The following is a 13573-nucleotide window of genomic DNA, read 5'->3' on the forward strand; positions in this document are numbered from 1 at the left end:
TCAGGCAGGCAGCGTGAACCAGCGCGCGGCCACCGAGTCGCTGCGCAGGATGGTCTCGAGGCGATCGGACCCGGTCGAGATGAGTGCGACCGGCACGCCGCACACCTCCTCGAGCGTGGCGATGTAGGCGCGCGCCTCGGCCGGCAGGTCCTCGAAGCGCTTCACGCCGGCGGTCGGCATCGTCCAGCCGGGCACCTCGCGGTACACGGCCTCGCACCGGGCGAGCTGCCCGATCTCCGACGGGAAGTGCTCGATGGTCGCGCCCGTCTCGCGGTCGCGGTACGACGTGCAGATCTGCAGGGTCGGGAACCCGTCGAGCACGTCCATCTTCGTGATGGCCAGCGCGTCGAGGCCGTTGACGCGCACGGCATAGCGCAGCGCCACGGCATCGAACCAGCCGCAGCGACGCGGGCGCCCCGTCACCGAGCCGTACTCGCTGCCGCCATCGCGGAGCTTCTGGCCCATGTCGTCGAGCAACTCGCTCGGGAACGGCCCCTCGCCGACGCGGGTCGTGTAGGCCTTGGCCACGCCCATCACGCCCGTGATGTGCTTCGGGCCGATGCCGAGGCCGGTGCAGATGCCGCCGGTCGTGGCGTTCGACGAGGTCACGTACGGGTAGGTGCCGTGGTCGATGTCGAGCAGCGTGCCCTGGGCGCCTTCGAACATCACGCGCTTGCCGGCCTTGATGGCCTCGTCGAGCAGCACCGACACGTCGGTGACGAACGGCTGCAGCCGCACCCAGATGGCGTCGAGCCCCGCGAGGACCTCGCGCCAGTCCATGTGCGCGTCGGGAATCAGGTGGTTGCGCGCCTCGACGTTGTGGCGCACCGCATCCTCGAGCATCTGGCGTGATGCGCGGTCGGACAGGTCGCCCACACGGATGCCGCGCCGGCCGATCTTGTCCTCGTAGGCCGGACCGATGCCGCGCGACGTGGTCCCGATCTTGCGCTCGCCGCGCTTGGCCTCCGACAGCACGTCGAGTTCCTTGTGGTACGGCAGGATCAGGTGCGCCTTGCTGCTCACGAACAGGCGTCCCGTCACGTCGATGCCGGCCGCGTTGATCTCGTCGATCTCGGCAAACAGCGCCTGCGGGTCGACCACCAGGCCGTTGCCGATGACGCACGACACGGTCGAGTGGAGGATGCCGGAGGGCAGCAGCCGCAGGATGAACTTGCGCCCGTTCACGTAGACCGTGTGGCCGGCATTGTGCCCACCCTGGTACCGCGTGACGAACGAGAAGTTCGGCGTGAGGAGGTCGACAATCTTGCCCTTGCCCTCATCACCCCACTGGGCACCCAACACGGCAATGTTCATGACGGGAATGTCTTCGACGGGAACTCGTCGTGCGTCGGCACGACTACGGAACACGACATGCTAGCAAACCGGCCCACGCTCACGCCACCGCGGCATGCCCTTGAGGGAGGTTGACAGTGCCGGTCCCGCTCCGTAGGCTCTACACCCTCCGCCCATGCCCCTGATTGCTCACGTGCTGTCCGTGCTTGCCTTGCCGACGCCAGGCATCCCGCTGCTGATCGGCGGGTGCGGCGCCGGGCGCACGCACGCGCTGCACGCGGTGATGGCGCGTCTCGAAGGCGACACGACGCCCGTGTATCTCGACGTCGAGCGTCTCGCCACCACGCCCGAGCAGTGCTATCGCTCGCTCCTGCGGCACGTGCGTCTGGCCGACGACGGCCCCGCCCTCCCGGCGCCAGCCTCACTCGCCTCGCCACGCGACGCGTACGCCGCCATCCTCGCGGTCCTCACCCGCGCCCGCGCGGCCTCAGGCCGGCCCTTCACCTTCCTGCTCGACGAGGTGCTCGACCTGCGGACCTTCGAGAGCTTCCCCGGCCTCAAGACGCTGATGGCCGAGACGGGCGTGGCCCTCGGTCGCTCCGACAACCGCTTCGTGCTCGCCACGCGCTTTCGCCAGCGCGGCGCGCGCCTGGCCGACGCGTGGCCCCGCATCGTGCCCGTGCTCCTCGACGGCGCTCCCGACGACACGCGCGGCGACGACGCCCTGGCAGCGCTCGATCCGGTCGAGCGGCAGCAGGTGCTGGCGCTCACCGGCGGGCGCCTTGGATACGCCGTGCTGGTCGGCGCCGCCCTGCGCGACGCGCGGCGCCACGGCCTGGCCGATCCGGTCGGGGCGCTCACCGAGCAGATGCTGAGCGGCAGCGCACTCGAACGCCGACTCCGCTTGTCCTACGAGGTGCGCCTGCAGCGGGCCCGCGGCTACGGGGCCCTCCGCGCCATCCTGGACGTGCTGGCGGAGCAGCAGCCGCTCACGCTCACCCAGATCGCGCAGCGCCTCAGCCGTACGCCCGGGTCGACCAAGGACTACCTGTCCTGGATGCTCGACGTCGATCTGCTGACCGTCGAGCGCAAGCGCTACACGATCACCGACCCGCTGCTGCGGCTGTGGGTGCGGCTGAACAACGGCCCGGACGCGCCGTCCGATGTGCTGGTCGCACGCGAGACGCAGCGGTTCGCGCTCGAACGCCTCGCCGGACTGCCCGAGGCGCCGGTCGCCGTCGCACGCCCTGCCTCATCGCCGGGCGGCATCATCGAAATCGACTGACCCGTCGCGCAGCGCCTCGAGCGCGCGCCTCGCGGCCTGCTGCTCCGCTTCCTTGCGGCTGCGGCCGGAGGCCTGCGCCAGCACCTTGCCCGCCGCGGCCACGTCGACGGTGAACACCTTGTCGTGGTCGGGACCCGACTGCTCGACGATGCGGTAGGCGGGCGGCGACTGCCGGCGCGCCTGCAGGTATTCCTGCAGCGAGGACTTGAAGTCTCCTGCCCCGGCCACCGCCAGCCCGCGTGCCCGCGTCTCCTCGAGCAGCGGCGCCAGCAGGCGCAGGATCAGCGCACGCGCGGCCGCCAGGCCGCCGTCGAGGTACACGGCGGCGATCAGCGCCTCGCACGCGTCGGCCAGCAGCACGGGCTTGTGTCGGCCGCCGGTCTTCTCCTCGCCACGCCCGAGCCGCAGGTGCTGCCCCAAGGCGATCGACTCGGCCACCCGCGCCAGCGCCGTGTACGACACCAGCGACGCCTTTATCTTGCTCTTCTGGCCCTCGTCCGACTGCGGGTACTCCTCGAACACCAGATCGGCGATCACGAAGCCGAGCACCGCGTCGCCGAGGAACTCCAGCGACTCGTTGGTGGACTCGGGCCCGGTGCCGTCCTCGTGCGCGCGCGAGCGATGCGTGAGGGCCTGCTCGAGCGGACCGCGGTCGCGGAACCGGTACCCGATCGCCGCTTCGAGCGGCGCGAGGTCGTCGTGCAACGGGACGACCTTCGGCCCGGACGACGGCACGGTCTCGAAGCGGCGCAGCAGGCGCGTCGCATCGTCTGCCTCCTCGTCCGGCACGGTGACGCGCAGTTGGCCGAAGAAGGCGATCGGCACCGGGAACACGCTGCGCAGGGGCGACCGCTCGATGGTCGGCGACAGGCCCTCGGCCTCGAGCAGGCCGGCCACCAGCGCGGCCTCGGCTTCCGACTGGGTGGTGCAGACGACGGTGCGCCCCTTCACGCGCCTGCCTCGATCACGGCCGCCCCCGCCGACACCTTGAGCACGATCATCGTCATGTCGTCGTGCTGCTCGGCGCCGTCGGCGAACTCGTGCACGCTCTCGAAGATCTCGTCGCAGAGCGCGTCGGGTTCGAGCGCCGCGTGCTCCTCCACGCAGAGGCAGAGGCGGTCCTCGCCGTAGAGGTCGCGCACGCCGTTCATGGCCTCGCTGATCCCGTCGGTGAACAGCACCACGACGTCGCCGGGCGCCAGCGTCAGCGTGTGCTCCTTGAGCATCCCCTCGAAGCGTGACCGGACCGACTCCATGCGGACGCCGAGCACCAGTCCCTCGGGCGCGAGCAGCCGGGTGCGCGGGAAGGCCTCGCCAGCACGCAGGTGAATCAGGGGCGTGTGGCCCGCCCGCGCGTGCGTCAGCGTGCGCCGCCGCAGGTCGAGCACCGCGTAGGTCATCGTCACGAAACTGGTCCGGCCCATGTTGGCCGAGAGCACCCGGTTGACCTCGCCGAGCAGCGCGCGAGGCGACTGGTGCGTCTTGGACAGCGCCAGCATCAGCCCCTTCAGTTCGGCCATGTAGAGCGCCGCCGACGCGCCCTTGCCCGAGACGTCGGCCACGAGCAGGCCGATGCGCTCGTCGTCCAGCGGGAAGAAGTCGCAGTAGTCGCCGCCGATCTCCCGCGCCGGACGGCACGCAGCCGCCAGGGTCACGTCGCCCCGCCGCAACGTCTCGGAGGGCAGGAGCGACGTCTGGATGTCGCGGGCGAGCTGCAGTTCCTGCTGGAGCCGCTCCTTCACGACCTTCTGCTCGAGCAATTCCTCGATGGTCTCGACCATCGAGTTGAAGGAGGTCGCCAGCGCGCCGAACTGGTCGCGTGTGCGCACCCGGATGCGGTGCGAGAGGTCCTCGGCCTGGACGCGGCGCGTCCCCTCGAACAGCTCGTGGATCGAGCCGGTGATGGAGCGCGCCAGGCTCACGCCCATGACGAAGGCGACCGTCTGGATCACGAGGAACAGGCTGCCGATGATCAGCAGGATGCCGAGCAGCACCTGGCCGAACGACATGCCGCCGCCGATGGCCTGGGCCTCGGTGATGCGGCGGTAGACGTGCGTGAGGCTCGGCTGGATCTGCAGGCCCAGCTTGCAGCTGCTCCCGGTGTCCCAGTCGGTCACGTCGAGGAAGTTGACCCACGACAGCACCGTGGGCGAGGCCTCCATCCGGACCTCGCCGCCCTCGGCGAACGCACACGGGTCGGCGTTGCCGCCCGCCCCGACGGAACGCGCGATGCCCCCGAGGCGAATGCCGGTCTCCTCCCGGATCACGCCCGCCGCCGCGTCGTCCAGCGGCAGGTCGACCACGACGGCCCGACGCGCGGTTCCGGCAGCCCCGAGCCACGACACGCTGCGCACGATCAGGCGCGCGCCCGCCGAGGCGCCGGCCTCGTCGCTGACTGGGATGACGACCGCCGACGGCCCCTGCCGCACGAGCCACTCGGGCAGCGTCGTGGGGGCGGTCCCGTGGTCCCACGCGCCGTCCACGAGCACCTCGCCGCGCGGGGCGCCGTTCATCGGCACGAGCGCGATCGACATGCCCGGATAGGTGCGCGCGCCGGCCGAGACCTTGCGTGCCAGCAGGTCGCGCGCCTCGGCCGTGGTGCGCGCCTGCTGCAACTCGACCGCCGCCATGTCGGCGTACACCCGTCCCTGCGCCTGCAGGTCCGCCAGCTTCTCCTTGACGAGGTAGGAGCTGAAGCTCAGGAGCGTCAGCGCGCCGACGATCAGGAAGAACAGGAAGATCAGCGCGGCCGGCACCACGCCGATGAAGAAGTACGAGAGGATCAGCTTGCGGCGCACCCGCCACAGCAGGCGCTGGCGCAGCACACGGCTCACGCGCCACAGCACCACCGCCCCACCGACGATGACGGCGGCGGTCGCCAGGCGGCGCAGGGTGTCGAGGGCGTCGGTCGGACCGGTGGCCAGGGCCGCCAGGGCGAGCAGCACGCGAGCGGTCAGGCCGGCAAGCAGCACCCGGCCCGCCCAGTGCTGCAGCAGCAGGGACCGCGCGGAGGGCAACGGCAGCAGGTCGTGCGCAGGGGGCGCTTCGAGGCGCACCGAGCCGGGCGAGTCAGGCGGCATGCGGTCTCGGCCCCGCGCAGCGCACGGTCATGTGCGCGTCAGGCCAGCAGTGGCCGAATGATACCATCGCGTTTTTTGCCCCTCCCGAGAGGACTGCCGTGATCGTCGATCCCACTGCCCGCTTCTCCACCCTGTGCATCCACGCCGGGCAGGCGCCCGACGAGGCCACCGGCGCCATCATCACGCCGCTGTACCAGACCTCGACCTACGTGCAGGAGGGACTCGGCAGGCACAAGGGCCACGAGTACGCCCGCACGAGCAATCCCACGCGGGCCGCGATCGAGGCCAACGTCGCCGCGCTCGAGGCCGGCACCGCAGGGTTCGGCTGGGCATCCGGCATGGCCGCCATCAACGCCGTGCTGTCGCTGCTCAAGCCGGGCGACCACGTCGTGGTGACTGACAATACGTACGGTGGCACGTATCGATTGTTCGAACGGGTGCTGCGGCAGACCGGCCTCGACTTCACGTACGTGGATACGTCGGACGTCGAGGCGACGCGCGCCGCGTTCACCGACCGCACCCGGATGCTGTTCCTGGAGACGCCGACCAACCCGGTGCTGCGGCTGGCCGACATCGCCGCCCTGTCGGCGGCGGCACATGCGCACGGCGACGTCATCGTGGTGGTCGACAACACCTTTGCCAGCCCTGCGGTGCAGCAGCCGCTGGTGCTCGGCGCCGACATCGTGCTGCACAGCACCACGAAGTACCTGAACGGGCACTCCGACAGCGTCGGGGGCATGGTGGTGGTCACGCATGCGGCGCACGCCGAGTGGCTGAAGTTCTACCAGAACGCCGCCGGGGCCATCCTGAGCGCCTTCGATTCCTGGCTGATCCTGCGCGGCACCAAGACGCTGGCGGTGCGCATGGCGGCGCACAACGTCAACGGCCAGGCGATCGCGGAGTACCTGGCGTCGCACCCGAAGGTGCCGCTGGTGCACTACCCGGGGCTGCCGGCGCACCCGCAGCATGCGCTGGCGCAGCGGCAGATGCGGGGCTACACGGGGATGGTGTCGTTCGACGCCGGCACGCCGGCGCGCGCGCAGGCCGTGCTCGAGAAGGTGCGGCTGTTCGCCCTGGCCGAGAGCCTGGGCGGGGTCGAGAGCCTGATCTCGCACCCGGCGACGATGACGCATGCGTCGGTGCCCGCCGACCGGCGCGCCGCGCTGGGCGTGACCGACAGCCTGGTGCGGCTCTCGGTGGGCATCGAGGACGTGGACGACCTGAAGGCCGATCTGGAGCAGGCGCTGGCGGCCCTCTGAAGTTTGAAATTGAACATTTGAAGTGACCGGCGGCCGGCCTCCGGCCGTTGCCGCGTCGGACGCCTTCGAGGCGAGTGGCCGCAGGCCCTCGCCCGAGCATTTCGAATGTCGAATTTCAAATTGCCGTGCTGGCCCTCACCCACTGCAGGTAGGCCTCGCCGCCCCCGGCGACATCGAGCACGAGCCATTCCGGCGTCTCGTAGGGATGCGCGGCACGCACCGCGTCCCAGAGCCGCGGCAGCGCCCCGCGCGTCGTCTTGATCACCCACTGGTGTTCCTCGGCCTCCTCGATGGCGCCCTGCCAGCGGTAGGTCACGCGGTGCCGCGGCAGGCGCGTCACGCAGGCCGCGAGTCGATGCTCGACGAGGCGGCGCGCCACTTCGCCGGCGCGGTCGTCGTCGGGCCAGGTCGTGAGCACGATCACCACCTGATCCCCGGGCGATTCGTGTGATCCGCCGTTGTCTGGCGATCCGGATTCCTGTATCGTCCTCATGGCTCGAAATGTCTGCTCCTGAACCCCTCCGCGGAACCCGTCCCACGTCGCGTCGCGCGCCGGGCGGGCACGCCGTCTCGGCGATGCGCCGACGGCTCGTGCGGGGCACGCTCGGGATCGTACTCGTGCTCGCGATCGTGGATGGCGTGTTCGGCGAGCGAGGCGTGTTCGCCAACATGCAGGAGCGGGAGGGCCTCACCACGCTGCGGGCTTCCATCGCCGAGTTGCACGCGCAGAACGCGGCGCTCACCGACGACATCCGACGCCTGCGCGAGGACGAGTCGGCGATCGAGGAACTCGCGCGCGAGGAACTCGGGCTCATCAAGGATGGCGAGATCCTGATCATCCTCCGCGACGTGCCAGAGCGCCCGACCGGAGCGCCCGCGCCCGCCTCGTCGGCCGCGCAGCGATGACCGAATGCGTTTGACCGGCTCCGGTCTGCGTGCTAAGGTAGTGAAGTTGTTCGGGGGCGCGCCGCGCTTCCAGACACAGGTGACGCGGGGTGGAGCAGCCTGGTAGCTCGTTGGGCTCATAACCCAAAGGTCGTAGGTTCAAATCCTACCCCCGCAACCAACACGAACCCGCGATTCATCGCGGGTTTTGTGCTTTCTGGGGCATCCCTCCTCCGTCTCCATCCACCCTCGCCTGGCCACGCGTGGCGCTGCCCAAAGGGAGCGTTTACCGCCCTGTCGAGATAGGCTTCGCCCTCCATTCCCGAGCGTCACGGTTGGCGCATGCGGACGCACGCGCCGGAAAGAGGGTCGAACCGTGTTGCTTCGAGTCCCTGTCGCCACCGTGTTGCTCGCCGTGAGCGCCGCCACGGCCGCCGCGCAATCGGGCCAGCGCGTGAGTGCTGATTCCGCTGCCGCGACCTCCGTCGGCCACGGCACGGCACGCTGAAGTCAGGCGGGCGACGCCGATCCGTCGCCCGCGCCTGGCGCACCAGGTGCGGCGGGCGCCGGGTGGCGCCGCAGCGCGGCCACGAGAACTGCCAGCAGGATGGCGCCGTAGACCCCGTAGATGGCCGCGTCGGACCGCAGGCCGACCCACGCCGTGAGTTCCTTCGCGTTGGTGAGCAGCAGGAGGCCGGCCACCGACACCCCCATCAGCCGCGGCGGTACGCGACGCGTGGCCCAGGCGGCCACAGGCGCCGCGGCGACACCGCCGAGCAACATCGGGACGATGACGCTCGGCTTGAAGCCGCCGGCCCCCAGGGTCGCGATCAGCGAGAAGGCCGCCGTGGACGCGACAGCGATCTCGGCCGTGTTGACCGACCCGATCGCGAAACGCGGCCGCACGCCCTTGTGCAACAGGAAGGGCGTCACGACAGGTCCCCAGGCGCCGATCATCCCATTGGTGATCCCGCCGATGAAGCCGGCGGCCCGGACGCCGCTCTTGTCGTAGATCAACTCGCGCTTGAGCGAGCCCTCGATCGGGATCGTGTCCTTCACCTTCGGCGGCAGCGGTCGCGAGAAGCGGACGAGGATCCGCAGGCCGACCAGCGTGAGCAGCATGGCCAGGTACGGCCGGATGGTCGAGCCCTTGACGTTGGACAGGACGGTCACGCCGATCAAGGCGCCCACGCAGCCCGGCAGAGCCAGCCGCAGGACGAGATCGCGATCGAGGTTGCGAAAGCGCCAGTGCGAGATCGCGCCGACGGCGCCCGTCGCCACCTTGGCCAGGTTGACCGAGGCCGACACGGCGGTTGGCGCCAGGCCCGTGCTCAACAGGATGCTGGAGCTGGTGGGCCCGAAACCCATCCCGAGCGCGCCGTCCACCAGCGACGCCGCGAAGCCCGCGAGCCCGTACAAGACCATTTCACCCATGCATTGACACTCGTTACCCGCGCCCGGGTCTCCAGATCGGCGCCACCGCCCGCTAGCTTACCGGCATTCCGGACTCACGGCCCCGCTATGTCACCGTTCGTCGTCGCGCGGACCACGCTGGTGCGTCCGAGCAAAGAGTTGCAGAGCCGTGGCGAGACGCCACGTGCATCACACACGTCGACTCCACTAACCAATCGGCGACGTGCGCATCCTCATCAGCGCCGGAGTGTGGCGCCCGGCGGAGGCGCCGCAGGCTGTGGCGCCTCGGTCGATGCACCGCCCGCCGCGGCCTCCGGAGACGCGTCAGTGCGGTACACCAGGTCGTCCAGCACGACCTGCCAGTACCCGAGCGAGCGCATTTCGACGCGGGTGATGCCGCGGTAGTCGGCATCGAAGTAGACGGGCCCGGCCGTGCTCGCCCGGAGCCGGTCGGTGTACGCCACCTGGTTGCCCCGCCAGGCCTTCACCTCCACGTCGAAGCGCTCGGCAGCCGGCCAGGCCACGCCGAGGTACGTGCCCGCCAGGTCGAACGGCTGCGTCCGCGAGATCGTCGCCGGGTGCCCCGAGCTGTTGTAGGCGAAGTACTCCGACGAGGTCGTGCCGTTGATCATCCCCTCGGACTTGTACATCTTCTGGTGCGTGGCCACCCAGTTGTACCAGTCCAGCCCGGCATAGCCGCGCGGGATCTCGTAGAGCGTGTCCGACGGCGTGAGCGAGTCGAAGTCGACAACGAGCGCCTCGGGGCGCGCGGGCGGCTCGGCGGCGTCGACCGTGACGCGTGAGAGCACCACGGCATAGTCGCGCACGGTGACCCGTCGCACCAGTTGGGCCGCGCCCTGCGAGAACGTCAGCTGCCACTCGCCGGCCCCCGCCGGGAAGGCGAACGCGCCCGACGCCTCGACCCGCGGGTACTCGAGGTCACCCGTGGGCGACACGGCCCGGATCGTCACCGGGCCTCGGTCGACGGCGACCGTCCCTGCGATGGTCAGGTCTGGGGCCACACCCACGGGAATGAGCGTCCGCTCCGCGATCAGGCCCGCCGGCGATCCGTCGAGCCTGGCGAAGGAGAACTCCTGCTCGCCATTGCGCGAGGTCACGCTCCAGCCCTTCGGCGGGCGCGCCTCGACACGGTAGCTGCCGGGCTCGTTGATGGGCGCGGCCCACTTGCGGGCCGACATGGCGAAGTTGGTGAAGCCCGAGATGTTGGAGAACGACTCGACGACGTCGCCCTTCGGCCGCAGCAGCGCGACCGGCAGCCCCGCATAGGGCCGGTCTGCCATGTCGTAGATGCCGTTGCGATTGACGTCGCGATACACGAAGCAGGAGATGTTCAGCTCCGTCCCACGGTTGCGCCACCAGTCCCAGAGGTACCAGCCGCCTCCGGCCAACAGGCCGAGCGTGATGCTCAACTCCAGTCCGCGACGAAGGAGCGACGATGCGCGACGAGGCCCGACCTCACCAGCTGTCATGGGGCGCGATCATAGGGCAAACCCGGACGGCTCTTGCGCCTCGTGTTCGCCGTCGCGCGCCGCCGTCACTCGCGCATCGAACCGGCGCAGCGCTCGCAACAGCTCGCCCATCAGCTGCTCCTGGTAGCGATACGGCAGTTCCTCGCCCATGTCCGGTGCCCAGCCCATCGAGTGCTTGCGGCACACGGCACGGAGGTCCTCGGTCGCCGCGACGAGCGCCGCCACGCTCGCCCGGTGTTCGTCGGTGAGGTGCACCGGCGTCGGCACGAGGTCGGCGATCTCGCGGGGCGTCAGGGTGGCGCCGAACGCCGCCTGCACCTGCTCCTCGATCTGCACGCGCCGCGCGTCGAGCCGCCACAGGAGGAACTTGTTCCACATCCCCATGGCGTTGAACAGCAGGCTGATGGCGGTGATGGCGTAGATCCAGTTGCTGAGCGGCATGATGTCGACCGCCCAGGGCACGTGCTGGCTGGCCAGGTCCGGCCCGCCCTCTTCGAAGAACCGCCGGGCCGATTCGTCGAGCGGCACGCCGGTGGCATTGGCCCCGTCCGTGTTCCGGCGCACGAAATCGGGAAAGGTCCGCGCCAGCACCGTCAGCATCGCCGCGTCGGCGGACTTGCGCGTGCAGCCGTTGGACAGCACCAGCGTGTCGATGCGCAAGACGGTGCGGTCGGTGGCCGGGCGCAGCGCGATGGGGTCGTATTGCCCTGCCCCGATGCGACCTGTGCGCACATGGCGCAGGCGACGCGCGATGACGTCGGCCTGCGGCAGGCTGACGATGTCGAGGTGCGCGTCACGGACCGCCGCCACGACCCTTGGCGCGTCTTCATCCACGACCATGACGGCGAGATCGAGCTGCCCGGCGCCGACCATGGCCAGTTGCTCGTCGAGCGCGTGGTTCGACAACGTGGCGCCCAGGCCCTGCAGGTACGGGCTCTCCAGGATCTCGCGGGCGACACGGTCGGTGCCGCTGCCGACAGGCCCGACGCCGATGCGCCGTCCCTTGAGGTCCTGCAGCGTGCGGACGCTGGCGGCATCACGCGCCAGGAAGAAGACGCTTTCCGATCGCGGCAGCCGGCCGATCAGCGAGAGGCCTTGTGGCACGTCCAGGCCGTCCTGGGCGAGACCGTAGTGCGCCGTACATCCGTCGCGCGCGGCCGCCAGTCGTTGCAGGTTCTCCACCGAGCCGTTCGTGGCGACGATGCCGATCCGGCCGCGATCGCGCGCCGCCTCGGCGGCGAGCTGCCCGGCGATCTCGTGGTACTGCCCACCGGGCGTGCCCGACAGCAGGGTCACGTCGAGGCGCTTCAGGCTGGGCTGCAGGTCGAGGCTGGCAAACACCGCCGCGCACGCGCCCATCACGCCCACGAGGGCGGCGAGCCGGCGCACGCCTGGGCGCGCCCAGAGGCGGCGGACGATCTGTGTGGGCGCTGGGCGGGCCATCCGGGGTCGAGTATAGAAACCTGCGGCCGCGCGCGGCACCTCGCGAAGGTCTAGTCTGGCGACAACCTCTCAGGGCGCGTGGCACCTCTGTCGTAAGGTAGCCCCGTGGCGCCAGTGACGCGGGCGAGGTCCTCGAAGTACCGGGGGTAGGTCTTCCCGGTGCAGTGCGGGTTGGTGATCACGACACCCGGCACCCGCAGCCCCGCCAGGGCGAGGCTCATCGCCATGCGGTGATCGTTGTACGTCTCGATCGTCGCGCCCTGCAGCCGCCCGGGGATGATTGTCAGGCCCTCGGCCTGCTCTTCCACCGAGGCCCCCAGCTTGCGCAGTTCGCGCGCCAGGTCGGCGATGCGGTCGGTTTCCTTGTGCCGATTGTGGCCGATGCCGGTGATGGTGGTCGGCCCCTCGGCGAACAGCGCCACCACGGCCAGGGTCTGCGCCGTGTCACTGATGGCGTTCATGTCGACCTCGATGCCGCGCAGCGCCCCCCCGGTAACCGTGATGCCCGTCGGCGAGTCGGACACGCCGCAGCCCATCTGCCGCAGGCACTCCACGAACGCGACGTCGCCCTGGAGGGCATCCCTGCCAAGGCCCTCGACCGTGACGCGACCTCCGGCGATGGCCGCCGCGGCCCAGAAATAACTCGCCGCGCTCGCGTCCGGCTCGATCGCGTACGTCGTGCCGCGATACTGCTGCGGCGCGGCGACGACGATGCGGCGCAGGTCGGTGGCACTGGCGTCGATGCCGAACGCCCGCATCACGCCGAGCGTCATGTGGACGTACGGCTGCGACACCAGGACGCCGTCGACGACCAGTTCGACGTCGGCGGCGGCGCACGGCGCAGCCATCAACACACCGCTCAGGAACTGGCTCGAGATGTCGCCACGGATGTGCGCCGTGCCGCCGCGCAGGCCGCGCGCGTCGACGACCACTGGCGGACAGCCGCCGGGCGACTCGCTACGGCATTCGGCCCCGAGTGCGTTGAGCGCGTCGAGCAGGTCGCCGATCGGACGCTGGCGCATCCGGGCGATGCCGTCGAGCCGGTAGCGCCCGTGGGTGGCCGCGAGCATGCCCGTGAGGAAGCGGATCGTGGTGCCGCTGTTGGCGACGAAGAGGTCGGCGGCCGCGACGGGAAGCCGGCCACCTCCGCCGGTCACCTCGATGGTGGCCGAGGCGGGGTCGACCTGCACGTCGAGCCCGAGCTGCCGCAGGGCCTCGACCATGACGCGCGTGTCCTCGCTGTCGAGGGCGCCGAGGAGCACCGAAGGACCGTCGGCGAGCGCCGCGCAGATGAGGGCCCGGTTGGTGAGACTCTTCGAGCCGGGGGGGCGGATTGCGGCCTGCAGGGGCCCGCTCGGGGTGATGGTCACGGCGTCCATGTGTCGGTGCAGTATTGCTCACGCGCGCGGGCGGCCGAAGCCGTCG

At 70.6% G+C, this 13573-nt stretch carries 12 protein-coding genes and 1 tRNA gene; 5 read left to right on the top strand and 8 right to left on the bottom strand.

Translation table 11 applies throughout. From position 1 onward, the window contains the following. Positions 1-1314 (bottom strand): adenylosuccinate synthase, encoded by a 1314-nt coding sequence (locus tag ACIRDX_RS02870; RefSeq protein WP_396623892.1) that lies wholly within the window; start codon positions 1312-1314, stop codon positions 1-3. Positions 1315-1468: 154 nt separating this feature from the next. Between ACIRDX_RS02870 and ACIRDX_RS02875 the strand changes: the two genes are divergently transcribed. Beyond that, complete coding sequence (locus tag ACIRDX_RS02875) at positions 1469-2578, top strand: hypothetical protein (protein ID WP_396623893.1); 1110 nt, start codon at positions 1469-1471, stop codon at positions 2576-2578. Here the strand turns inward: ACIRDX_RS02875 and rnc are convergent. Beyond that, the gene (rnc, locus tag ACIRDX_RS02880) at positions 2546-3529 is read right to left on the bottom strand and encodes a ribonuclease III (protein WP_396623894.1); all 984 of its coding nucleotides are present in this window, start codon (positions 3527-3529) and stop codon (positions 2546-2548) included. The two genes, ACIRDX_RS02875 and rnc, sit on opposite strands and share 33 nt — an antisense overlap. Next, positions 3526-5658: a SpoIIE family protein phosphatase gene (locus ACIRDX_RS02885; RefSeq protein WP_396623895.1), complete on the bottom strand. Its 2133-nt coding sequence runs from the start codon at positions 5656-5658 to the stop codon at positions 3526-3528. The genes rnc and ACIRDX_RS02885 overlap by 4 nt, the downstream gene beginning before the upstream one ends. Before the next feature lie 98 nt (positions 5659-5756). Between ACIRDX_RS02885 and ACIRDX_RS02890 the strand changes: the two genes are divergently transcribed. Next, positions 5757-6917 carry a trans-sulfuration enzyme family protein gene (locus tag ACIRDX_RS02890; RefSeq protein WP_396623896.1) on the top strand — a complete coding sequence of 387 codons (1161 nt, stop codon included), beginning with the start codon at positions 5757-5759 and terminating at the stop codon, positions 6915-6917. Positions 6918-7032: 115 nt separating this feature from the next. Here the strand turns inward: ACIRDX_RS02890 and cutA are convergent, their stop codons facing one another. Then, positions 7033-7410 carry a divalent-cation tolerance protein CutA gene (gene cutA, locus ACIRDX_RS02895; protein ID WP_396623897.1) on the bottom strand — a complete coding sequence of 126 codons (378 nt, stop codon included), beginning with the start codon at positions 7408-7410 and terminating at the stop codon, positions 7033-7035. Positions 7411-7493: 83 nt separating this feature from the next. Between cutA and ACIRDX_RS02900 the strand changes: the two genes are divergently transcribed. The 3 genes from ACIRDX_RS02900 to ACIRDX_RS02910 all read left to right on the top strand — a co-directional run bounded on the left by ACIRDX_RS02900 (position 7494) and on the right by ACIRDX_RS02910 (position 8310). Next, positions 7494-7823, top strand: coding sequence for a septum formation initiator family protein (locus ACIRDX_RS02900; RefSeq protein ID WP_396623898.1), 330 nt, complete (start codon positions 7494-7496; stop codon positions 7821-7823). An 83-nt stretch (positions 7824-7906) separates the two neighbouring features. After that, a tRNA-Met gene (locus ACIRDX_RS02905) sits at positions 7907-7983 on the top strand. Between the two features lie 195 nt (positions 7984-8178). Next, positions 8179-8310 (top strand): hypothetical protein, encoded by a 132-nt coding sequence (locus ACIRDX_RS02910; protein WP_396623899.1) that lies wholly within the window; start codon positions 8179-8181, stop codon positions 8308-8310. A 2-nt stretch (positions 8311-8312) separates the two neighbouring features. Here ACIRDX_RS02910 and ACIRDX_RS02915 read toward each other — a convergent pair whose 3' ends face one another. From ACIRDX_RS02915 to aroA, 4 genes are all read right to left on the bottom strand, one after another. Further along, positions 8313-9236 (bottom strand): sulfite exporter TauE/SafE family protein, encoded by a 924-nt coding sequence (locus ACIRDX_RS02915; RefSeq protein ID WP_396623900.1) that lies wholly within the window; start codon positions 9234-9236, stop codon positions 8313-8315. A 215-nt stretch (positions 9237-9451) separates the two neighbouring features. Beyond that, complete coding sequence (locus ACIRDX_RS02920; protein WP_396623901.1) at positions 9452-10705, bottom strand: hypothetical protein; 1254 nt, start codon at positions 10703-10705, stop codon at positions 9452-9454. 9 nt (positions 10706-10714) lie between these two features. After that, positions 10715-12148 (bottom strand): TAXI family TRAP transporter solute-binding subunit, encoded by a 1434-nt coding sequence (locus ACIRDX_RS02925; RefSeq protein WP_396623902.1) that lies wholly within the window; start codon positions 12146-12148, stop codon positions 10715-10717. 50 nt (positions 12149-12198) lie between these two features. Continuing rightward, positions 12199-13527, bottom strand: coding sequence for a 3-phosphoshikimate 1-carboxyvinyltransferase (gene aroA, locus ACIRDX_RS02930; RefSeq protein ID WP_396623903.1), 1329 nt, complete (start codon positions 13525-13527; stop codon positions 12199-12201). Positions 13528-13573: the final 46 nt, after the last annotated feature.

It is taken from the genome of Luteitalea sp., from assembly GCF_044337415.1.
Classification (GTDB): domain Bacteria; phylum Acidobacteriota; class Vicinamibacteria; order Vicinamibacterales; family Vicinamibacteraceae; genus Luteitalea.